This window comes from Aurantimicrobium minutum, assembly GCF_029893825.1.
Taxonomy (GTDB): Bacteria; Actinomycetota; Actinomycetes; order Actinomycetales; family Microbacteriaceae; genus Aurantimicrobium; species Aurantimicrobium minutum_C.
On the sequence record NZ_JARXXV010000001.1, the window covers coordinates 227264 to 249745 of the forward strand.

General features: G+C 51.9%; 23 protein-coding genes and 2 tRNA genes. 21 read left to right on the top strand and 4 right to left on the bottom strand.

What is annotated here, in order from left to right; translation table 11 throughout:
- Positions 1–23: 23 nt before the first annotated feature.
- Positions 24–1040 (top strand): isopenicillin N synthase family dioxygenase, encoded by a 1017-nt coding sequence (locus tag M2120_RS01045; protein ID WP_280796882.1) that lies wholly within the window; start codon positions 24–26, stop codon positions 1038–1040.
- A gap of 58 nt (positions 1041–1098) precedes the next feature.
- Here the strand turns inward: M2120_RS01045 and M2120_RS01050 are convergent, their stop codons facing one another.
- A complete protein-coding gene (locus tag M2120_RS01050; RefSeq protein ID WP_280796883.1) occupies positions 1099–1701 on the bottom strand; it encodes a biotin transporter BioY in 603 nt (200 codons plus the stop codon).
- A 70-nt stretch (positions 1702–1771) separates the two neighbouring features.
- Between M2120_RS01050 and M2120_RS01055 the strand changes: the two genes are divergently transcribed.
- From M2120_RS01055 to M2120_RS01115, 13 genes are all read left to right on the top strand, one after another.
- Positions 1772–3370, top strand: coding sequence for an ABC-F family ATP-binding cassette domain-containing protein (locus M2120_RS01055; protein ID WP_280796884.1), 1599 nt, complete (start codon positions 1772–1774; stop codon positions 3368–3370).
- 25 nt (positions 3371–3395) lie between these two features.
- On the top strand, positions 3396–4103 hold the full coding sequence (locus M2120_RS01060) for a trimeric intracellular cation channel family protein (RefSeq protein WP_280796885.1): 708 nt from the start codon (positions 3396–3398) through the stop codon (positions 4101–4103).
- The gene (recO, locus tag M2120_RS01065) at positions 4103–4825 is read left to right on the top strand and encodes a DNA repair protein RecO (protein ID WP_280796886.1); all 723 of its coding nucleotides are present in this window, start codon (positions 4103–4105) and stop codon (positions 4823–4825) included. Before M2120_RS01060 ends, recO begins: the two co-directional genes overlap by 1 nt.
- Positions 4822–5622 carry an isoprenyl transferase gene (locus tag M2120_RS01070; protein WP_280796887.1) on the top strand — a complete coding sequence of 267 codons (801 nt, stop codon included), beginning with the start codon at positions 4822–4824 and terminating at the stop codon, positions 5620–5622. The genes recO and M2120_RS01070 overlap by 4 nt, the downstream gene beginning before the upstream one ends.
- A gap of 36 nt (positions 5623–5658) precedes the next feature.
- Positions 5659–6843 (top strand): hypothetical protein, encoded by a 1185-nt coding sequence (locus M2120_RS01075; RefSeq protein WP_280796888.1) that lies wholly within the window; start codon positions 5659–5661, stop codon positions 6841–6843.
- The gene (locus M2120_RS01080) at positions 6840–7484 is read left to right on the top strand and encodes a DsbA family oxidoreductase (protein WP_280796889.1); all 645 of its coding nucleotides are present in this window, start codon (positions 6840–6842) and stop codon (positions 7482–7484) included. Before M2120_RS01075 ends, M2120_RS01080 begins: the two co-directional genes overlap by 4 nt.
- A gap of 60 nt (positions 7485–7544) precedes the next feature.
- Positions 7545–8729 (top strand): tRNA dihydrouridine synthase DusB, encoded by a 1185-nt coding sequence (gene dusB / locus M2120_RS01085; protein WP_432418523.1) that lies wholly within the window; start codon positions 7545–7547, stop codon positions 8727–8729.
- A complete protein-coding gene (locus tag M2120_RS01090) occupies positions 8729–10036 on the top strand; it encodes a deoxyguanosinetriphosphate triphosphohydrolase (RefSeq protein ID WP_280796890.1) in 1308 nt (435 codons plus the stop codon). The genes dusB and M2120_RS01090 overlap by 1 nt, the downstream gene beginning before the upstream one ends.
- Complete coding sequence (gene dnaG, locus M2120_RS01095) at positions 10036–11958, top strand: DNA primase (RefSeq protein ID WP_280796891.1); 1923 nt, start codon at positions 10036–10038, stop codon at positions 11956–11958. Before M2120_RS01090 ends, dnaG begins: the two co-directional genes overlap by 1 nt.
- 3 nt (positions 11959–11961) lie before the next feature.
- A complete protein-coding gene (locus M2120_RS01100) occupies positions 11962–13005 on the top strand; it encodes a D-isomer specific 2-hydroxyacid dehydrogenase family protein (RefSeq protein ID WP_280796892.1) in 1044 nt (347 codons plus the stop codon).
- Positions 13006–13073: 68 nt separating this feature from the next.
- Positions 13074–13146, top strand: a tRNA-Asn gene (locus M2120_RS01105).
- An 86-nt stretch (positions 13147–13232) separates the two neighbouring features.
- The gene (locus M2120_RS01110) at positions 13233–14030 is read left to right on the top strand and encodes an AzlC family ABC transporter permease (RefSeq protein ID WP_280796893.1); all 798 of its coding nucleotides are present in this window, start codon (positions 13233–13235) and stop codon (positions 14028–14030) included.
- Positions 14027–14341: an AzlD domain-containing protein gene (locus M2120_RS01115; protein ID WP_280796894.1), complete on the top strand. Its 315-nt coding sequence runs from the start codon at positions 14027–14029 to the stop codon at positions 14339–14341. Before M2120_RS01110 ends, M2120_RS01115 begins: the two co-directional genes overlap by 4 nt.
- Here the strand turns inward: M2120_RS01115 and def are convergent.
- Positions 14338–14901 carry a peptide deformylase gene (gene def, locus M2120_RS01120; RefSeq protein ID WP_280796895.1) on the bottom strand — a complete coding sequence of 188 codons (564 nt, stop codon included), beginning with the start codon at positions 14899–14901 and terminating at the stop codon, positions 14338–14340. The genes M2120_RS01115 and def overlap by 4 nt on opposite strands.
- A gap of 42 nt (positions 14902–14943) precedes the next feature.
- On the opposite strand from def, the gene M2120_RS01125 reads away from it, so the two are divergent.
- The 6 genes from M2120_RS01125 (at position 14944) to M2120_RS01150 (ending at position 20628) form a co-directional block, all read left to right on the top strand.
- Positions 14944–15981 carry a DMT family transporter gene (locus M2120_RS01125; RefSeq protein ID WP_280796896.1) on the top strand — a complete coding sequence of 346 codons (1038 nt, stop codon included), beginning with the start codon at positions 14944–14946 and terminating at the stop codon, positions 15979–15981.
- Positions 15982–15988: 7 nt separating this feature from the next.
- Entirely contained in the window at positions 15989–17182 is a 1194-nt protein-coding gene (locus tag M2120_RS01130; RefSeq protein ID WP_280796897.1) for a glycosyltransferase, read from the top strand.
- 22 nt (positions 17183–17204) lie between these two features.
- A tRNA-Ile gene (locus tag M2120_RS01135) sits at positions 17205–17278 on the top strand.
- A gap of 123 nt (positions 17279–17401) precedes the next feature.
- Positions 17402–18004, top strand: a complete 603-nt coding sequence (locus M2120_RS01140) for a TetR/AcrR family transcriptional regulator (RefSeq protein ID WP_280796898.1) — start codon at positions 17402–17404, stop codon at positions 18002–18004.
- Positions 18005–18149: 145 nt separating this feature from the next.
- Positions 18150–18833, top strand: a complete 684-nt coding sequence (locus M2120_RS01145; RefSeq protein ID WP_280796899.1) for a response regulator transcription factor — start codon at positions 18150–18152, stop codon at positions 18831–18833.
- Positions 18826–20628, top strand: a complete 1803-nt coding sequence (locus M2120_RS01150; protein ID WP_280796900.1) for a hypothetical protein — start codon at positions 18826–18828, stop codon at positions 20626–20628. The genes M2120_RS01145 and M2120_RS01150 overlap by 8 nt, the downstream gene beginning before the upstream one ends.
- Positions 20629–20782: 154 nt before the next feature.
- Here the strand turns inward: M2120_RS01150 and M2120_RS01155 are convergent, their stop codons facing one another.
- The gene (locus tag M2120_RS01155) at positions 20783–20908 is read right to left on the bottom strand and encodes a hypothetical protein (RefSeq protein ID WP_280796901.1); all 126 of its coding nucleotides are present in this window, start codon (positions 20906–20908) and stop codon (positions 20783–20785) included.
- A 138-nt stretch (positions 20909–21046) separates the two neighbouring features.
- Here M2120_RS01155 and M2120_RS01160 point away from each other — a divergent pair, with 138 nt between their 5' ends.
- Complete coding sequence (locus M2120_RS01160) at positions 21047–21901, top strand: DUF1684 domain-containing protein (protein ID WP_280796902.1); 855 nt, start codon at positions 21047–21049, stop codon at positions 21899–21901.
- On the opposite strand, the gene M2120_RS01165 is transcribed toward M2120_RS01160, so the two are convergent.
- Positions 21898–22434 carry a PadR family transcriptional regulator gene (locus M2120_RS01165; protein ID WP_280796903.1) on the bottom strand — a complete coding sequence of 179 codons (537 nt, stop codon included), beginning with the start codon at positions 22432–22434 and terminating at the stop codon, positions 21898–21900. The two genes, M2120_RS01160 and M2120_RS01165, sit on opposite strands and share 4 nt — an antisense overlap.
- Positions 22435–22482: the final 48 nt, after the last annotated feature.

Sequence of the window (22482 nt, forward strand, 5' to 3'; positions counted from 1 at the left end):
CTTCCAGCTCCACACTTACAAGTTTGCCTATTGTTGACTTTTCTCTTTTAGGCGGGTCAGAAGAAGATATCGCTACGTTTCGGGAACAACTCAGAACAATCACGCATGAAATCGGTTTCTTCTACTTAGTAGGCCATGGCATCTCTCAGGAGCGTATGAGTGAATATGTTCGAGTGTCTCGACTGTTTTTTGAACTTCCAGAAGAAGAAAAACTCACTTTAGAAAACACCAACAGCCCACATTTCCGCGGTTACACCAGAGTTGGCGGCGAATACACAAGAGGTCAGGTCGATTGGCGTGAACAATTGGATATCGGCCGTGAAAGAGTTGCATTAGATTCAACGCTTTTTCCTGAGGACTACTGGAATTTGATTGGACCAAACCAGTGGCCTAAATCTTTGCCTCAACTTCGGGAGATCACAGAACTATGGATTGATGACCTGAGTCAGATTGCTCAACGACTGCTTTCTGAATGGGCAGTTTCGCTCGGTGCTCCGGCAGATGTATTTGCTGACAGTTTCGATGAACGAGCAGAACCTCTTCTCAAGGTCGTGCGTTATCCAGGCAAATCTGAAGGAGACAGCAAACAAGGTGTAGGTATTCATAAGGATGCTGGAATATTAACCTTGCTCTACGTAGAGGAGGGCAAAGCCGGTTTGCAGGTCGAATATGATGGTGCGTGGATAGACGCCCCGCCAGTTGAAGGAGCTTTTGTCGTCAACATTGGTGAAATGTTGGAAATTGCCACCGGTGGATACCTCAAAGCCACTTTGCATCGAGTGATATCGCCCGAAGTGGGAACTGATCGAGTGTCAATTCCGTTTTTCTATCAGCCTCGGTTGGATGCTGAAATTCCTCACATCGAACTTGCTGAAGAATTTCGTGCTAAGTCTCGAGGGGTTGAACAGGACCCTAACAACGTTCTTCACCCCGTATTTGGAGAGAATATTCTCAAGAGTCGTGTCCGAGCACACCCCAATGTGGTCGAAGCTCATCACCCTCATTTGGCGTCAGCTGGGGCCAAAGCTGGCGCTTACTGAATCGACTATTAAACAAGTACGCCCCCGAAAAGTTCGGGGGCGTACTTAGTGGAATTGATTACTTAGCGCGGGCGCTGAGCTTCCAAGCCAGGGGCAGCAGTCCACCAGCAACCAGTGCCTTAATCAGGTCACCTGGAATGAAGGGGTAGAGACCTGCCTGCAGGGTTGCGCTGAGGTCGTTGGGGTAACCCAGCTGACCCAGTGCGACAGAAAGCCAGGGGAGGCCTACTGCGTAGATCACGGCAGTACCGGCAAGGAATGCACCGATGGTGCCCAAAACCTTACGGTCCCACTGCTTCTGTGCAAGCCAGCCAACAAGTGCTGCTGCCAGAACGAAACCGATCATGTAACCACCGGTTGGGCCGGCAAGCTTGGCCAGACCAGCGCCGCCTTCTGCGAAGACGGGAAGACCGGCAACACCGAGACCTACATAAAGAAGCATGGAAAGTGCACCACGGAGAGAACCGAGGGTTGCACCAACAAACAGAACCGCAAAGGTCTGTCCGGTGATGGGCACAGGCCACATTGGAATCACAATCTGTGCTGCACCTGCAGTCAGTGCTGCACCAGCAGCAATGAGGGCAATATCTGTGACGAGTGTGCGTGAACCGAGACGGTCAGCAAGCACGGGACGTGAAGCAGCAAGAGTGATGTTCGACATAGAAATATACTAGGGGAAGTAATGAGCCTTATGGCTTAGCCAAGATGTACCAAAGAATCGGGAAAAGCCTGTGCTCAACGTCCAAGACCTTGAGCTGCGCGTAGGTGCCCGAGTGCTCATGTCGGAAGTTTCCTTCCGCGTCTCCAACGGAGACAAGATTGGGTTGGTTGGCCGTAACGGTGCCGGCAAGACAACCCTGACCAAGACACTCGCGGGAGACCTGCAACCAGCTGCTGGCCTCATTGAGGTCGGCGGAGAGATTGGTTACCTCCCACAGGACCCACGCTCCGGTGATCCTGAAGAACTTGCTCGCACCCGCATTCTTAATGCTCGCGGTCTAGGCTCCCTCGTTCAGGGAATGGCAGAAAACAGCATGCTGATGGGTGATCCTGACGAAAAGATTGCCGCAGAAGCTATGCGTAAATACGGCCAGCTCGCTGACCGCTTCGATGCACTTGGTGGTTATGCTGCTGAAGCCGAGGCAGCCTCCATCGCGTCAAACCTGCAACTTCCTGACCGCATCTTGGACCAGCCCCTGAAGACACTTTCTGGTGGACAGCGTCGCCGTATTGAACTGGCACGTATCTTGTTCTCAGGTGCTGAAACAATGTTGTTGGATGAGCCCACCAACCACTTAGATGCTGATTCTGTTGTTTGGCTGCGTGAATTCCTCAAGGGATATCAGGGTGGCTTGATCATCATCAGTCACGATGTTGAGCTTGTTGGCGAAACTGTCAATCGTGTCTTCTATCTGGACGCTAACCGCCAGGTCATTGATGTGTACAACATGAACTGGAAGAACTACCAGAAACAGCGCGAGCAGGACGAACAACGTCGCAAGCGCGAACGTGCCAACGCAGAACAAAAAGCCTCAACCCTTCAAGCCCAAGCGGCAAAGATGGGTGCCCGCGCATCCGGTGCGGTCGCAGCAAAGCAAATGGCTCGCCGTGCTGAGAATTTGCTTGCTGGGTTGGATGAGGTTCGCCAAAGCGACAAGGTTGCCAAGCTACGTTTCCCAGATCCTGCCCCGTGTGGGAAGACGCCCTTGATGGCAACTGACCTTTCCAGGTCCTATGGCTCTCTCGAGATTTTCACCGCGGTAGATCTTGCAATCGACCGTGGATCACGAGTGGTTATCTTAGGTTTCAACGGTGCTGGAAAGACCACGCTTCTTCGTATCCTTGCCGGAGTAGACAAGCCCGATACCGGTGAAGTTGTTGAAGGACATGGGCTCAAAGTTGGCTATTACGCCCAGGAACACGAAACACTTCGTGTGCAGGATTCGGTGTTACAAAACATGGTTTCTGCCGCAGCACACATGACAGAAACAGAGTGCCGCAAGGTGCTGGGCTCATTCCTCTTCACCGGCGACGATGTGCTCAAACCAGCCGGAGTTCTCTCTGGTGGCGAAAAAACTCGACTGGCGTTGGCCATGCTCGTGGTGTCGAGTGCAAACGTTTTGCTGTTGGATGAGCCCACCAACAACTTGGACCCTGTTTCTCGTGAAGAAATTCTGGGGGCTCTCGCCAGTTACAAGGGATCTGTAGTGCTTGTCTCTCACGACCCCGGTGCTGTTGAAGCACTTAACCCTGAACGAGTATTGATACTTCCAGACGGTATTGAAGATCACTGGAATAAGGAATACGCCGACCTCATTGAGCTCGCGTAGTGCACTGCAGGCGTAGCCTGTAACCATGCTGATTGCTCAACCAATAGATGTGCCTGAATGGGTCAATGGTCTGGCAATTGGTGTTGCGAGTTTGCAGGGTGCAATTTATGCTTCTGGATTCCGTGATCGAAAACTTGACCTCTTTGGTGTTGCCGTCATTGGCATTGCGACCGGTTTAGGTGGCGGTTTCTTACGTGACATCTTGCTCAACCGCCTACCTGTGGCATTGACTGAGAATTGGTACATTCTCACGGCACTGATTGCTGCTCTACTCGGAATGTTTTTGGCGCGTATCTTCCGCAGGATTGACTGGCTCATTACTGTCCTTGATGCCCTCGCACTCGGATTGTTTGGTGCGTTGGGAACCACCGCCGCATTGGTTTCTGGTTTGCCTTTTGTTCCCGCCTTGTTTGTGGGTGTGATTACTGCCGTGGGTGGCGGTTTTATCCGGGACTTGCTTCTGAACATGCCCATTTCGGTCATGCACGTGGGCTCGCTCTATGCCATTGCTGCCGCAGCAGGATCGATTGTGCTGCTTGGTTTCAACGAAGCAAATGTTGGCTTGGAAATAAGTGTCCCCATCAGCGTTGCTGTGACCACTGTGTTGCGTTTGCTCGCCGTTCGTTTTGGGTGGTCGCTGCCTGAACAGCGCATGCTCAAATCTCTGCGTAATCCCAAACTGGTTCGTCCAACAGATTTGACCGGACCTGTTGACATTCAACGAGATCTGTAATGCCGACGTATCGTGACGAGGGTGTGGTGCTGCGCACACACAAACTCGGTGAAGCAGACCGCATTGTGACGCTGCTGACCAAGTCCCACGGCAAAGTTCGTGCCGTGGCTAAGGGTGTGCGGAGGACGTCCTCAAAGTTCGGTGCACGGCTCGAGCCATTCATGGTGGCAGACATTCAGTTTTATGAGGGTCGTAGCCTCGACACCATCCAACAAGCTGAAACTATCGCTTCATACGGTGCAGACATCGTGGATGACTATCCACGATTCACGGCAGCAAGTGTGATGGTTGAAACGGCAGATAAAGTCACCGAGCTTGAAGGATCGCCACAGCAATACTTGTTGCTGTTGGGCGCATTGCGTTCGCTCTCACGCCAAGAACATCCCACTGAGCTCACCTTAGATTCCTACCTGCTTCGTGCGCTCAGTCTTGCTGGCTGGGCACCCACATTCGATAGTTGTGCTCGATGTGGTGCTGAAGGACCGCATGAGAGTTTTGTGGTTCAACTAGGCGGAATGGTCTGCGCACAGTGTGCACCTCCCGGTGCACCCCACATCATTCCTGAGGTCATTGAACTACTTGATGCGCTGGTTCGTGGCGAGTGGGATGCGGCCGAAGCACATACCCAGCAGAATTGGAACAAGGCATCTGCCCTCGTTTCGGCCTATACCCAATGGCATTTGGAACGTTCCCTTCGATCCTTGGAGCATGTAGCGAAATGAGTAAGCCCTACACGCACAAAGATGCTGTGGAATACAAGCCCATTGATTGGACTGGGATATACCCTCCCGTTTTTGATGGAGCTGTTCCGAACCACGTCGCCATTGTGATGGATGGCAATGGCCGCTGGGCAAACCAACGAGGTCTCACCCGAGTCGAAGGACACAAGGCCGGCGAGGCTGCCTTGTTGGATGTTGTGGCCGGGGCAATTCAAGCTGGGGTGAAGCACCTGAGTGTGTATGCATTTAGTACAGAGAACTGGAAGCGCTCACCGGACGAGGTCCGATTCTTGATGGGCTTCAATCGTGATGTACTCCACCGTCGCCGCGACCAGCTCAATGAATGGGATGTGCGTGTGCGCTGGGCAGGGCGCAAACCTAAGCTGTGGGCTTCGGTAATTGAGGAACTCCAATTCGCCGAAGAACTCACCAAGAACAACAAGACCCTCACGTTGACCATGTGTGTGAACTACGGTGGTCGCACCGAAATTGCGGATGCGGTGCGCAGAATCGCTGAGGATGTTGCTTCAGGCGCAATCAACTCCAGCAAGGTCACCGAGAAGTTCATTGCAAAGAATCTCTACATCCCAGACATGCCAGATGTTGACCTGTTCGTTCGCTCCAGTGGCGAGCAGCGCACTTCCAATTTCTTACTCTGGCAGTCGGCCTATGCCGAAATGGTGTTCCTCAATCAACTGTGGCCTGCATTCTCACGCACTGATTTGTGGGAAGCCATTGAGCAATACATCGGCCGCGACCGTCGATTCGGTGGAGCTATTGATAAGCCCAGCGCGAAATAGCCTGCGCCAAAGCCACCAACCTTCTACAGTCGAGGCATGAGCCGTCCCATCCGTGTCGTCTTCCTTGTCTTCTATTTCGAAGCTTGGGATGCGATCAATGCCATATATCGGGGCATGTTGGCTGACCCTCGCTTTGATCCTCTCGTGGTGACGATTCCTCGCAAGCTCACCGGCTATGACAAGTTCCGTGACGAGAAAAAGGTGAGTGCTTTTCTTGATTCACAAGGAATTGCTCATGAACGTTTTCGTTACAAGAAGAGCAAAGACGGTCTTGCTCGACTCAAAGAACTTGCACCTGACTACATCTTTTTGAACTACCCCTGGCAACGCAACTACAAAAAGAACTACCAGATCGACAAGCTTGTCGAGTTTGCCAAGGTGTGTTACGTGCCCTATTTCTCTACCTCGCTCGTTCAAGAGCCGGGGGAGTCTGGGGTTGCACCACACCAATACACTCAGCCGACTCACCAGCTGGCACACATGGTGTTTTTGCAAGATGCCGACACCAAGGCAGCTTTTGATGCCAACGGTCGTGCAAAGCATGCCTTCCTGACGGGAACACCCAAGATTGACGCTCTCATTGAAGCCAAATCTCATGTGAAGTCGATGTGGCCCATCGTTCGTGAGACTCCCGCAGGCCAACAACCCTTCCGGCTGATCTGGGCTCCCCATCACAGCTATGCCGATCGTTGGCTGAATTTTGGCCATTTCAATGACCAACGTGAGCCAATGCTGGCCTATGCCGCGGCACACCCAGAGATAGATATTGTCTTCAGGCCGCACCCGTTCCTCTTTGGCACGATGACGGACCGTTTCGTGATGACTCAGCAGGAAGTAGATCAGTGGCGCAGTAAATGGGATGCACTGCCCAATACGTTCACCGATCTTGGTGCTCCGTTGACCTCTCTCATGCTGGCATCGGATGCATTGTTGACAGACGGTGTTTCTTTCATTGCCGAGTATCCATTGGTAACGGGCAAACCTGCCATCTTCTGGGAAAAGTCAGAGCACTGGGAGTTCTCTCCACTGGGGAATATTGCCGCAGCTTCTACGGTTACTGTTCATACTTGTGCAGAGGTTCTAGACGCACTTGGCCAAGCGCAGTCAGATACTCTTCCCTCCCGAAGTGAGCAGATTCAGGCCCTGGTGGCAGCTGTTCGCCCACAACCTGCCACAGCAGCTCACACCATCATCGATCTCGTCGCAAAGGACTTCTCATGACTGAACCCATCAAGGTAGATATTTGGTCAGATGTGCAGTGCCCGTGGTGCTATATCGGAAAGCGCAAGTTTGAGCAGGGTGCACTACTGTATGGGCGTCCGGTTGAGATTGAGTATCACTCGTTCGAGTTAGCACCCGACACCCCAGTGGATTACGAAGGTGATCCGATTCAATATTTAAGTGAACGCAAGGGGATTCCGGTGGAGCAGGTTCACCAGATGCTGGAACGAGTCACCGGCATTGCCGAAAGTGTCGGCCTGAACTATAACTACGATGCTGTGCATCAAACCAACACGATCAAGGCTCACGAGCTTCTTCACTATGCGAAAGCCCACGGCAAGCAACTTGAGATGAAAGAGCGTCTACTCAAGGCTTATTTCATCGAGGGTGAACACGTCGGCAAGAGCGAAAATTTAGCCAAACTCGCTGCTGAGGTTGGACTCGATGAGGCAGATGTGTTGCGCTCACTCACTGAGGAAGAATTCCTCGCTGATGTGAAAGCGGACATGGCCCAGGCCCAGGCTTATGGCATCAACGGTGTCCCTTTCTATGTCATTGATGGCAAATACGGCATCTCGGGCGCTCAGGACTCGGCAACGTTTGCCGCAGTACTGACTGAGGCTGCACAAAACAGGGATTAACTCTTCGGCTGTGAACTACTGCCACAGCGCACATCGTGGGATACTGGTGTCACAGGAGAAATGACGATGACGAGTGTGAAGACAGGCGCCCGAGCGGGCAATTTGAACATTGGGCCACTACAGCCTGAAGTTCCTGTCGTTCTCGCACCCATGGCTGGCATTACCAACATGGCTTACCGTCGCCTGTGCCGAGAACAAGGCTCCGGCATCTTTGTTTCCGAGATGATAACTTCGCGCGCCCTGGTTGAGCGTACGCCTGGGTCAATGCACTTGATCCAGACACATCCCAGTGAAGAAGTGCGCTCCATTCAGCTCTATGGTGTTGCGCCAAAGACGGTGCGTGAAGCAGTCACCATGCTGGTGGCAGAAAACCGCGCAGACCACATTGACTTGAACTTTGGCTGTCCTGTTCCTAAGGTCACCCGCAAGGGTGGCGGGTCAGCACTTCCGTGGAAAAAGGACCTCTTTCGCGAAATTGTCGAAGAAGCAGTCAAGGCTGCTGGTGACGTTCCTCTGACCATCAAGATGCGTAAAGGTATTGACTCAGATCACCTCACCTATATTGAGGCGGGTAAGGCAGCAGAGGGTGCTGGTGTGGCAGCGATTGCGTTGCACGGGCGTACCGCAGCAGAGTTCTATTCAGGGCACGCAGACTGGAATGCCATCGGCGAGCTGAAGCAAGCCATCACCAGCGTTCCTGTTCTGGGTAACGGTGATATTTGGTCCGCTGAAGATGCCATTCGAATGATGGATCAAACCGAATGTGACGGAGTGGTTGTTGGTCGAGGATGTCTAGGTCGTCCTTGGCTCTTTGCTGAATTAGATGCGGCATTCCGTGAACGTGCTGGACTGCAAGAACCCGGTCACCGAGTTGAGCCTACGTTGGGTTATGTTGCCGCAACTTTGCGACGTCACCTCGAACTGCTTATCGAATTCTTTGACACCGAAGAACATGCATGCCGCGATATCCGCAAGCACATGGCCTGGTATTTCAAGGGCTATCCCGTGGGCGGAGATATTCGCTCACAATTGGCCCAGGTGACGAGCCTGCAACATTTAGATGATCTATTGGGTGAACTTGACTGGTCAACCCCCTACCCAGGAGCCGATGCTGAGGGTCAACGTGGGCGACAGGGAACGCCAAAGCGTCCCTCATTGCCCGATCGTTGGTTGGAGTCCCAAGCACTCAGTGAAGCTGAGAAGGCCGTCGTGGCACATGCTGAAATAGATGCGAGCGGTGGCTAATGGCAGATCACATTCACGAAACAGCATCAATTCCCACGATTACTGCTGGATATACCGAGTTTGATGCCGAGCGCATGCTCGAAGAAACACATTCTTCGCGTCGCTCTGACTTTGCCAGGGACCGGGCACGTTTGCTGCACTCCAGTGCGTTGCGCAGACTTTCTGCTAAAACTCAGGTGCTCAGTCCAACCGCTGGCCTGGATTTTGCCCGAAATCGACTGACGCACTCTCTTGAGGTTGCTCAGGTTGGTCGAGAAATAGCAGGACGCCTGCGTCTCGATCCAGATGTTGTGGACACTGCCAGCTTGGCTCACGACATTGGTCACCCGCCATTTGGTCACAATGGTGAGAAGGCATTAAACGCGTGGTGTGCAGATATTGGTGGGTTTGAAGGAAATGCTCAAACACTGCGTCTGCTCACACGCCTCGAGCCTAAAGTTTTTGGAACCGATGGCCGTTCTTTTGGTCTGAATTTGACCCGCGCAAGTTTGGACGCCAGCACGAAGTATCCCTGGCCCGAACAGCAGGCAGTAATAGATCCCACCGGTAGGGCAAAGTTTGGCTTCTATGCTGATGACTTCGATGTCTTTGAATGGATGCGCCAAGGCGCGCCTGATCGCCAGCGCTGTATCGAAGCCCAGGTGATGGATCTCAGCGATGACATTGCCTATTCAGTGCACGACTTTGAGGATGCCATCTTCAACGGATATGTCGATGCGGGGGAGTTGGGCGCCCGAGTGAACCATGACGAACTGGTTGACTCCATGTTCGAGTGGATTGGTGGTGAGTTCAGTCACGATGAGCTCATTGCCGCTTTTGATCGTCTTGATAACCTCGAGGTCTGGGTGGATACGTGGGATGGTTCCCGGATTGCCCAAGCAAAGCTGAAAAATCTCACCAGTCAGCTTATCGGTCGCTTTGCACACGCTGCCGTTCACGCGACTCGTGAAGCCCACCCCCAGCAGAATCTGGTTCGCTTTGGCGGCAATGTGATTGTTCCTGCTGAGGTTCGTGCCGAGATTGCCGTGCTCAAGGGCATTGTGGCGGCCTTCGTGATGACCACCAACTCGCGTCAGCCGGTCTATACCCAACAGCGTGAGGTTCTGACCGATTTGTGTAACACCCTCTTCCAAGTTGGCCCAGAAGCCATGGATCGTCACTTTGCAGATGACTGGAACCACACCACCGACGAGGCAGTGCGACGCCGCATCGTCATCGATCAAGTTGCCAGCCTCACAGACCAGTCAGCTTTCGCCTGGCATAACCGTCTGTGTGGAGGAAATAACTCAGTGCAGGTGATTTCCTAATGGCAGGCCGTATTCGTCAAGCGGACGTGGAAGAACTCAAACAACGCATCAACATCGCTGATGTGATTGGCGACTACGTCACACTCAAGAGTGCCGGTGTGGGCTCTATGAAAGGGTTGTGTCCTTTCCACGATGAGCGCTCACCGAGTTTCCACGTGCGCCCCACGGTGGGCTACTTCCACTGCTTTGGTTGCGGCGAATCCGGTGATGTGTACACCTTCGTGCAAAAGATGGATCACCTCAGCTTCACAGAATCTATCGAGCGTCTGGCGCAGCGCATCAACTTTGAGCTTCACTACGAAGAAGGCTCGGGCAATCCCAATGAGTCAGGTAATCGTTCACGCATCCTTGCGGCAAACTCGGCAGCTGCAGAATTCTTCGTGGCGCAGCTGGCTACGCCTGGAGCTGCGGAAGGTCGCAAATTTCTGGGGGAGCGTGGCTTTGATAAAGCAGCTGCTGAGCACTTCGGAATCGGTTATGCGCCGAAGGCATGGAATGAGCTGCGTGATCACCTCAAGTCACAAGGCTTCACCGAGGAAGAACAACTCCAGGCAGGACTGCTATCTCAAGGCGACAAGGGCGTCTATGACCGCTTCCGTGGTCGTGTGATCTGGCCCATTCGGGACACCACCGGACAAACAATCGGCTTTGGTGCACGCAAGCTTTTTGATGATGACCAGGGACCAAAGTATTTGAATACCCCTGAGACTCCGGTGTATCACAAGCAGCAAGTGCTCTATGGCCTTGATTTAGCTAAACGAGATATCTCAAAGACTCGTCGTGTTGTAGTTGTTGAAGGGTATACCGATGTCATGGCTGCTCACCTGTCAGGTGTGACGACGGCGGTTGCAACCTGTGGCACGAGCTTTGGTGTTGAACATATCAAGCTCATTCGACGCATCATGGGGGATGATTCTGGTTTAGGCGAAGTAATCTTCACCTTCGACCCTGATGCTGCTGGTCAAAAGGCCGCTATGCGCGCCTTCGCTGAAGAACAACGTTTTGCTGCGCAAACCTTTGTTGCTGTTGCCCCTGAAGGTCTCGACCCCTGTGATCTTCGACTTGCTCGAGGTGAACAGGCAGTGCGTGATCTCATGGATGCCAAAGTTCCCATGTTTGAGTTCGTGATTCGTCAGATGTTGGGCAATTACAACCTTGACACTGTCGAGGGTCGCGTTGCTGCTCTGCGTGAAGCAGCACCTGTGGTGGCAGATATTCGTGACTCGGCACTTCGCCCTGGGTATACCAGGGAGCTTGCTCGCCTGACCGGCGTGGATGTATCAGAAGCACAGGTTGCGGTGTCTAACGCGGTGAAGGCTTCGCGCTCGAAGGGTATGCAAACTACAGCCGAGGGAGCACGTCAGGGCTATGCGGGCCCGGCAACTGCTAGACCAGATGCGTCGGCAGCTTCCACGGCAGCTCCTGTCTCAGCACCTTCAGAACCTGAAGGTCCACGAGTATTTGAGTTAGCCAATGATCCATCGACGCGGCTCGAGCGCGATGCACTGATGGCATTGATTCAATACCCCGAGTTAGTTGGGTTAGAACTTGCTTCCGACGCAGTGCAATCGGCCATAATGGACCCCAACTTGGCAACCGTTCGCGATGCCATTGGGGCCAACGTCAATGAACTCGGTGGGGAAACCTGGCTGGAACGCATTCAACATGATCTCCCCGCCGACTTCAAGCCACTTGTTACCCAATTGGCTGTTGCGCCTTTGCCGCAAAAGAACGAAGAACAAACTCAGATTTACTGCCGTGGTGTCGTGATTTCTTTGATCGAACGAGATTTGGTGCGACGTAAATCTGAACTGGTTGGCCGCTTGCAACGCACCAGCGTTGATCAGGGGGAAATTAGTCGTGAGATTCAGCGTGAACTTCTCGATCTGGAGACAAAGCGTCGCTCCCTACGTGAGGATTAGGTCATGAAAATACGCGACAAAGACTGCGTGTGTGAGGTTCCAGTTCATATTGCGGTTGTGGGAGATGAAATCGCCTCCGCCTCTGCCCCTCGTGTTGAAGCTGGACCAATTGCAGTTTTGCCGGAAAACCATGACGACCAAACTATTGGTGGAAGTCGCGTATTTCTTGATGCTGTTGTGGCTGCTGGCGGTGATCTGCAACCACTTGGTCCACACACCCGTGGATTGGTGTGGCTCTCGTACACAAAAGCAGCTGACTTGGCAGAAGTTCTCGCTGCAAATCCACAACTAACCTGGGTGCAGCTTCCTTGGGCAGGTGTTGATGCCTATGCGCAAGTTCTGAGTGAACACTCTCGTCCTGGTCTGGTCTTTACCAGCGCAAAGGGTTCTTATGCTCAGCCGGTGGCAGAACATGCTTTCGGCATGATCTTTGCACTGCTGAGATTGTTTCCTCGTCGCATTCGTGCCACGAGTTGGGATGCAGTTCCCAAGGGTATTTCTCTTTTTCACAAGAATGTTGTGATTATTGGCGCGGGTGGAATTGCGCGTGAACTCATCAGGCAGCTTGAACCCTTTGACACCACAATCACTGTGGTTAGGCGTTCGGCAGGTCAGGTTCCAGGGGCAGACAGCACCGTCACTACTGAACGCCTGCACAAAGTACTGCCTAAAGCAGATGTTGTCGTGATTGCGGCAGCACTTACAGAGGAAACAACCCACCTCATTGGCGCTGAAGAACTTGTCCTGATGAAGCCCACAGCTGTTTTAGTGAACATTGCTCGCGGGCCATTAGTTGATCCAGATGCACTGGTGGAAGCCCTCAACTCAGAAAAGATTTATGGCGCAGCAATGGATGTGACCCAACCAGAGCCGTTGCCTGACGGTCACCCACTCTGGAGTGCAAAGAATGTGTTAATCACTCCGCATATGGCAGATACGCCTGAAATGACGGCCCCGTTGCTTGCAGAGCGCATCTCTCGGAACGTTGCCGCCTTTGTCGCTGGAGAGCAGTTCACCGGTGTTGTTGACACCGAGGCTGGTTACTAACCCGATGAGAGTGCTCGCGGTTTTTGCTCCTGAGTATTTGGGGTAATATAAATACGCCTGAAAAGCAATCCCCGATAGCTCAATTGGCAGAGCAACGCACTGTTAATGCGTAGGTTCATGGTTCGAGTCCATGTCGGGGAGCTAAGCCCCTGGTCCTCCACGACCAGGGGCTTTTTACTTTGCTCTGTGCAGTAGGTAGCGTTGGAGTGTTCTGAGAAGGAGGCGCCGTGGCTTTATCTGCCGCTGATAAGCGCGCCCTGAGAACCGGTATCTCTGTTGGGATTGCCGTGGCCGCCTATGGCGTTTCTTTTGGTGCTCTCAGCGTTGCTGCTGGGCTTGATGTGTGGCAAACCTGTTTCCTGAGCTTGGTTCTTTTTTCTGGCGGATCCCAGTTTGCTGTGATCGGCATCATTGCCTCCGGTGGCGCTTCGGCAGGAATTCCAGCAATTGCATCTAGTACTTTCCTGGCTTTGCGTAATGGGATTTATTCCATGCGTGTAGCGCCCATTGTGGGGGAGGGGCCGTGGTGGCGTCGACTTGTTGCAGCTCAGCTCACGATTGATGAGTCCACAGCGGTTGCTATAGCGCAGGATGAGAAAAGCGCACAAAAGGTTGGCTTCTGGACCACAGGTATTGCGATCTATATCGGCTGGAATCTCGCAACCTTTGCCGGAGCCTTACTGGGCAATCTTGTTGGTGATGTTAATCAGTTTGGGTTAGATGCAGTCGCAGCAGCAGCGTTTGTTGGATTGCTATGGCCTCGTCTGAAGCAATTGCAAGCTGCTGCTGTGGCTATGGTTGCTGCAGTTTTGGCAACACTCTTGATTCCATTTACGCCACCGGGTGTTCCCGTTCTCGCAGCAGCGGTTGTGGCACTCGTCTTTGGATTGACCAACTGGTTACACCGCGAACCCGTGGCACAGGCTGATGGTTTGCTAGAAGTTCAACCCGACGATGCGGATGAGCCACTGGACACTCCGGGATTCCACCCTGGCCACAACCATGAAGAGGGGGCGACATCATGACCCTCTGGTTAACCGTGATTATTGCCTCGGTACTCTCATTCGTTGTGAAATACACCGGATATCTCATTCCGCAGAGCATGTTGGAAAAACCGACGTTCACTCGCGTGACAAACCTGTTGACGGTTGCCATGCTTGCAGCACTGGTTGCTGTTCAGGCGCTCGGATCTGGGCAGGCAATTTCAGTGGATGCCCGCATACCTGCAGTTATTTTGGCAGCGATTCTTTTCTCGTTCCGCGTGCCATTTATCGTTGTTGTCGCGGTGGCAGGAATCGTTGCTGTTGTATTGAGAAACCTTGGATGGATGGCCTAGTCCTCGAGGTTATCTACTCCGGGCATCCAACTCTTGCCGGGCTTACCCCAGCCACGCTTACGCTCGATCTTTGACGCCTGCTTGTTGAATTCATATTCCAAACGGTCGGTGTAGAGGTAGCCGAGCAGGTGGTCGAATTCGTGCTGGAAGATGCGAGCAAACCAGCCGTCGCATTCAATTTCAAAAGGTTTACCTTCTAAGTCCACTGCCCGAAGTATTGCTTTTTCAGCACGGACCAAAGGAAAGCGTTCACCGGGGAAAGAAAGACAACCCTCGTCATCTGCATCAGTTGTGTCGCGAATTTCAATAGGGGAGATAAACAACTGTGGATTAATGGCCACACCGCGACGGGGTGTGCCATCATCCTCAGGGTAGTCGTAGACAAAAACTTGAAGGCCTACACCAATTTGGGGCGCTGCAAGACCCACGCCAGGTGCTTCATCCATGGTGTCAAACATGTCTTGGACGAGTTCTTTGAGTTCTGCATCGAATTTCGTTACTGCAGCAGCTGGTTCGTGGAGTACAGGTTCACCTGAGATAACAATGGGGCGCACGGTCATGCCTCAAGCCTATTAGCAGCTGGGCAGGGTAGCGTTCTAGGTATGCTTGGCGACTTGCCTGATATTACTCAGGTCCACTTCGAACCTTCCCAGCTGATCGGTATTCCGTTCGCTTTGGTTGGTGCAGTCCTGATGTCTATCGGTGCGCAACTTCAACACCGTGGTGTCGGCAAGGTAGGCAGTGAAGGGGACAAGGGAACTTCTTCCCTCAACATCAAGCAGATCATTGCGCTGTTTCGCAGGCCATCGTGGCTGACGGGAACGTTGCTCCTTGGTGGAGCTATCTTGTTCCAGCTGATTTCGCTGGGATTTTCACCACTGATTGTGGTTCAACCCATCGGTGCTGTGGCACTGGTGATGACAGCGATTTTGAACTCTCGGGTCAGCAAAACCAAGCTCAATAAGGAATCAATCCTTGCCATCACCCTCTCTGTTGGTGGTATCGGTATTTTTGTCTCGATTGCTGCCTTCACTGCAGTGAACGCACCAATGACCTCTGCTGACTTGGCTGAGATCCTGATCATCTTGCTGATTGTGCTTGCCATCTTTGGTGCGCTGTATCTCATCTTCCGCAAGCATCTCTCCGCCCTGTATTACATCGTGGGCGCGGGTGTGCTCTACGGCTTCGTTGCGACATTGGCCAAGGTCGTCATCACCAGCATTACGCATGGTGCAACTGACTGGCTGACCTGGGCATGTTTGGCTGCCTTGCTAGCTGCAACAATTCTCGGTGCTCTATTTGTTCAGAACGCGTACTCTTCGGGACCGCCAGATCTGGTCATTGCCGGCCTGACTGTGATTGACCCCATCGTTGCTGTGACCATCGGTATCGTGATCCTGGACGAGGCCTCACAAGCTCCACCGTGGGCAATTGTTGCCTATGTGGTTGCTGGAGTTCTCGCGGTCATCGGTGTCTTCCTGTTGGCGAAATATCACCCAGATGCTCACGAGCCACTTGCAGAAGCAAGTGCGGAGGCAAAAGCAGGATTTCAGGGCGCAAAAGCCGTATCAAAGGAAAAGGTGAATGCTGCGGCACACGGGGCCAAAGAGGCCATTAAGAAGGCTAAGTCCGTAAACTAAAGGCACTATGCCGAAACCATTACGCATCCTGATTGGGTGTGACACCTTCGGTCCAAACGTTAACGGAGCTGCGAAGTTTGCGGAACGTCTAGCAGCTGGCCTGGTTGAGCGTGGACACGATGTGCGTGTCATGGCTCCTGCAGCTGGCCGTAAGTCTGGAACCTGGGTGGAAACCCACGAGGGTCAACCCATGACGATGTATCGCGTCAAGAGTTGGCGATGGTATCCACACGACTGGCTTCGCTACATGTTGCCCTGGCGCGTGCGTCACAACAGTGCACGTATTCTCGACAGTTTCAAACCAGATGTTGTTCACTTCCAATCCCACCTCATCGTTGGTGGGGGACTGACGAAGGAAGCCCAACTTCGCGGTATCCGCATCATTGGAACCAACCACTTCATGCCTGAAAACATGATGCAGTTCACCCTTCTTCCTGGTCCCACCCAGAAGAGTGTTATTCGTTTAGTGTGGAAGGCCGCTGCGCGAACATTCGGTCGTGCAGAAGCTGTCACTACACCGACGCGTCGCGCAGCTAACTTCCTTGAGGAATACACCCACCTCACCGATGTTCACGCCATTTCTTGTGGCATTAATGCCCATCACTACACCCCCAACTTCGACACTGACGTTGAAAACAGGATTGTTTTCGTTGGTCGAATCACGGGTGAAAAGAAGCTTGATGTACTGCTTAAGGCTTTCCGGAAGCTTCCTCCAGAACTGAATGCTTCACTTGAGTTTGTTGGTGGCGGAGATCAGCTCCAGCACATGAAACAACAGGTTGCGCAGTTGGGCCTCAAAGACAAAGTCTTTTTCACTGGATATGTCTCGGATGATGAGCTCAAAGCAGCCCTCACCCGTGCGAAAGTTTTCGCAATGCCCTCTATTGCTGAACTTCAGTCCATCGCAACGATGGAAGCCATGGCGACTGCATTGCCGATTGTCGGCGCTAATGCAATGGCTTTGCCTCACCTGATCCATGATGGCGAGAACGGTTACCTGTTCGAACCTAACGATGTCGATGACCTGCGTGACAAGTTAGTCAAGGTTCTCACTGCGGACAAAGAAGAGCTCCTTCGCATGAAGCACAACTCGTTGAAGTTCATTCGTGGTCACGACATCACTCGAACTCTAGACACGTTTGAAGCGCTCTATCGCGGTCAAGAGGTTGTCGACCCCGACCCAGAGCTCACAGACGACTAAACTTTTACTCGTAACACCTCAAGGGGCGGTAGCTCAGCTGGTTAGAGCAGCGGACTCATAATCCGTCGGTCACGGGTTCAAGTCCCGTCCGCCCTACTTTCACATAGTTAACGCATCATATGGTGATAATCACCACTGAATGGGTACTGTTTTTTAGTGAAAACCTTTCAGAAGCGATGAAATTGATGGGTATTTTGAAGCGCTCGCTAACATGATTCAATGGCTGAAATACAGAACACGCGTGAGAATTTACTTTCCGCAACGATTGAAGTCATCGATCTTCACGGCGTGAAAGGTGTTCGCGTTCGGGACATTGCGGCTCGTGCCGGGGTAAAAGAGCCCTCTGTTTATCACTACTTTGGAAGTCGTGATGGGTTGATTGAAGAAGCTCAAGCTCAGCGTTATTCTCGTGGATTGCTAGAACTCACCCACGCTTTTGCCTCCCATGTTCGCTCGTGTGCAAGTGTTGACGAATTTCAATGCGCCATCCGGCAGGTTTTTGCAGCAATCGTAAAACCTGAGCGTGAAGAGGTGCGTGCTGTTCGCGCAAATGTTTTGGGCAGTGCGATGTCGAGACCACGGCTCAAGGTTGCTGTGGCTCAAGCACAGGGAGAAGCTCATAAAGTCTTGTCAGGTGCGATCGCTTTTGCGCAGCAACAGGGGTGGGTCAGGCCTGAACTAGACACGATGGCATTTGCCGTGTGGTACACCGGAATGGTCAACGGTCGACTGGTCTATGAGATAGATCCCGGGCAATGTGACCCAGCGGCGTGGGATGCAATTGGGGTAGAGGTCACTCTTCATCTTTTGCGTCAAAAATAGACCTAAAGTTCACTCAGACACCCCTACATCAGCTTATTTATAGGGCTAACATTGTTAGGGGGTATATCCCTGTCATTGAAAATTCTTGCTTCAAGAAACCTAAAAACAGGGATTTTCACCTCAGTGCCTAATTGATAATGAGAACGTGAACTCAAAAAAGCCATTGCGCATCGGAATCGTGGAAGACCACTCTCTCTTCCTCGAGTTAATGAGTAATGCCTTGGCGCAGGTTTCCGATATTGACATTGTGGCAACTGCAGATAATGTCACGGAAGCCAAGAAGTGGTTTGAGCCTGAAAATCTCGACGTAGTCATTTTGGATATCGAACTTCCAGATGGCAACGGCGTCGGTCTTGGGGTCACGATGCGTCGCCGCAACGAGAAGCTCGGAATTGTCTTGCTGTCAGATCGAGACATGCTCGAACTAATTTTGGGACTTCCACAAGACGTGCGTGCAGGGTGGAGCTATCTCACTAAGGCCGCCACTAAGTCAATTGAGGCTCTGGCTGGTGCTATTCGTGCCACAGCTCAAGGCGAGACCATTATCGATCCCACGTTGATCAACCGTGCTCAAGCTCGTCCCGGTACCGGTATTGGATCTTTGACAAACCGACAGTTTGAAGTTCTACGTTCGGTTGCTCGGGGAGACAACAATCAAACGATTGCAAACGATTTGGGTATTGCAGTGAATTCAGTTGGTAACCACCTCATTGCTATTTACGATGCACTTGGCATTCCTGAGGGGAAGAACGCCCGTGTAGCTGCAGTCCTGGAATTCTTACAGGACACAACCCGACCCTCGACCTTTAACCGTGTAAACGGTGACTAGTTCGCAATTGGTGGACATCGGTTTTGAACAGGAGCCGAATCTTGGCTGGCGCCGTTTTGCTGGGCCTAAAGCCACGGCACAAACCGTCGGTCTTCCCATATTGTTGTTTCTTTCGCTGAATGCAGCACCTGCTGGGCTCACGCAATCCCCTGAAGTTCGCCTCATTCAGTTGCGCATTCTGTTTTTCGCATTATTTAGTTCGTGGGCATATTTCACTGCTCTAGGTTTGATCATCAACAAAATTGCTTCCCGAGTAGGCGGCTTGCGCACGGTGTTGATCTTGTTCCTTTTCGCTTCGACAGAAGTCCTGAGAACAGTGCTTGTGCACGAATTCGCTTTGCTGAGTGGGCTCAAATCAGAAGCATTATGGCTTTTTAGGATTAGCGCTGGAGCCATGACAGGAATTATTTTCTTCTCAATTTTGTCCGTGGTGGTCAACGACTCACAGTATTACCGCAGTGCGTATCGTCGACTCTTTGAACAGCGTCTTCGACTTAGCGCATCGTTGCAAGACTCTGAAAATACTCTCATCAGCACGCGTAATCAGCTCATTCAGGGTATTCGCGATCAATTAACTGCTGCCCTGCATTCTTCTCTTCGCAAAACAGAAACTCCGTCACCACGCACTACTGAAATATCCAACGAACTTTTCAGAGTGGCTGAAGAGGTAGTTCGTCCACTCAGCCATGAACTCTTTGATATCCCTGTGATTGTCAAGCAAAGTGAGCTCAAGGTAAGTGCCCCTCGAGTACCTGTGAAACAAATCCTCATTGATACAACTATTGCGGAGCCGTTTCGGCCATATCAACTCATTTTTATTGGTTTGATGATGACGATTCCACTTACCTCTTACTTCACCAACATTATGGACTTCGTGAACTGGGCAATTTCATTGGTATTTATGTTCGTCGTCGTCTCGCTTGCCAAGAGATATCTCACCCAGGTTGTAAGAAATATTGCGTTTGGATGGCGCGTAGTCCTGATGTCCTCTGTTTACTTACTTCCCTCCATCTTCTTTGCCGTCACACTGATGCCGGCAGTGATGGACAAGTCTTCTGACCGGCTGACCAACTTCTTCTATGGCTATGCCATCGTTTTGATTTTGTCATGGTTGCTTGCTGCTTCCTCGGGCATGCGATTGTCCCGCCAGCGCATGCTCGATGATATAACTGAGGTGAACGAACAGCTGTATTGGTTGGGAGTTCGTTTACAAGCCGAATTGTGGGTTGATCAAAAGAACCTGGCATTGACCCTCCATAACGATGTCCAAGCAACGCTCTTAGCAGCAGCTTTGAAACTTAAGGCAGCATCTGACTCAGGTAACACATCAGAAGAAGTACTCGGCGAAGTCAGAAAGTTAATTTCGCGAGGAATGAACTTTTCTACAGCTGAAACAGTGAGTAAAACCCTCGAAGATGCAATTTCTCGCCTCAATGAGAATTGGGGAGGTCTCATCACAATGCAGTATTCGGCCACTCAAGAAACTCTCGATATTCTTGCCCGAGATGCTGTGACAAGAGGTGTCTTGGAAGACATTTTGAGCGAGTTTCAAAACAATTCACTCAAACACGGAAAAGCCACAGAAACGACTGCCATTTTGACTATGCCGGAAGTTGATATTTTGCAGGTTGCTTTGACAAACAACGGAAACAAGATTGTTGATTCCGATGTTGTGGCTGGCCTAGGGTCTGTCTTCCTCAAGAGCGTTTCATTGAGTTACAAACTTGAAAACTTTTCGCGGGGTGTGAAGCTCACTGTGAAACTGCCGCTGTCAGATGTAGCTTCGGTAGCTTGACCAGTTTTAGCAGTAGATTTGCCCTTTTTATGTTGTATCGGAGTGAATCTTTTGCCTTGTTTTGCATTCTTAAAAAGTGATGAATGTACATCTCACAAAGCGTGACGGTTTTGAGTGGATTGATAAGAAGCTTAAAATATTAATACGAAAAAAATCAGAGCGCATTGTTTTTGAGATGTTGCTTGATTTCTTCGGGGGCGGCAACACGAATACCTGCAAGGGAAGCATTTTGTGAACATGCCGATTTCTCGTTTGTCGGCTGTGTTGTTTCAGAAACCATCTTTTCGAGCCTAGGTAGTACTTGCGATGGTCGAAAACATCACTGGAAATTATCCTTCCCATTTGAATAGTCAGAATTATGGAGCATTACCTGGAGTGGCGAGAACGCTGCTGAAGGCCCTCAAACTAATCTGAATCCGTGACCACTTCAACTCCTGCTGCAGCTGCCCCTCAGACCCCTGAAGAGGCGTACGCCTACTACCGCAGTCGCCGTCATGAGATGGCCCTCCTCCCTCAGGGGTCACTCGCTCTGGTCAACACTCAGTGGTTCTATGGCGCCCCTGGAGAGACAGAAAGCGTGTGGGGAGTCAACGGCTTGTGGTCTGCTCTTCCTGAGGGCGAGAAGGGCATTTTGCTCACGGCTACTGCAGCAGAAAACATCACTGTTGATGGTGTTGTTGTTGATGGAAGCGCTGTTGTCACGGGTAAGGATTCAGAATCTGCATCCACCATTGTCTTCGATGAAACCAAGAGCGGAACCATCATTAAGGGTGAAGACGGCAAGTATGCACTTCGGGTGTGGGACACCAACTCGGATGATCTTCAGAACTTCGGCAAGATTGATGCATTTGACTACAACCCAGACTGGGTAATTACTGGAACATTCACGCCTATTGAGGGCGGTCGTGCCGTTGAGGTTTCTCACCTCAAGGATCAAGGCGCAGGCCGAGACAAGGTAATTCCTGGCGATATTCGATTCACCATAGACGGTGTGGAGTATGCCCCTTCTGCCTTCAAAGAAGGTCGTGCTCTCATGATTGTGTTCTCGGATGCTACGTCCGGTCCTGTGACCTATAGCGTGGGCCGTTTCTTGATGGTTGCTCCCAACCCAGATGGCACCATCACACTCGACTTCAACCGCGCATATCTGCCACCGTGTGCATTCAGTTACAACTTCAACTGCCCTATGCCGCCAGCAGAGAACCGTTTCCCCTTTGCTGTTAAGGCAGGGGAGAAGAACGTTCTCAACAAAGCTGGAGAACTACTTCACTAAGCCTTTGAGGGGCGTCCACGTTTAGGGCGACCTAATGCATAGCCTGCTTGGGGCAAGATTGCCGCGTTGACCACATCTTCCAGCCATGTTCTGACCGCTTCGCGGTAGCGAAGGCGTGCTTGCGCACTCAGTAATTCTGCAGGTGAGTATTCTGCGCCGTCGTGCTCAGTGCTCAGAAAGACTTCAAGTTTGCGTATCAGGGCGCGTGAAGACTCTGTGTCGACGCTGCTGCTGATCAACACCACATCTTGAACATCTGCCCATTCGGGCAATGCTGTGAAGGAATCCCCAGAGAGCCAACGCTGTGCTTCATTGTGTCCCGCATCGGTCAATGCATAGAGGGGGAGTCCATCATCGGTGAGACCCTGGTGAGAAACAAGTCCTGCTGTGCTGAGGCGATCGAGGGTGCCATAGACCTGTCCAACATTTGTCTTGGCTCTGTGGGGTGCCCGTGTTCCTAGTTCTGCATGAAGCTGAAGACCATACGCCGGTCCTAGGGTGAGTAAACCCAGGAGTGCGTCGCGGACAGCCATAAAAAACACTCTACTGAGTAGAGTCCTTCCTGAAAACTTACTGTGAGG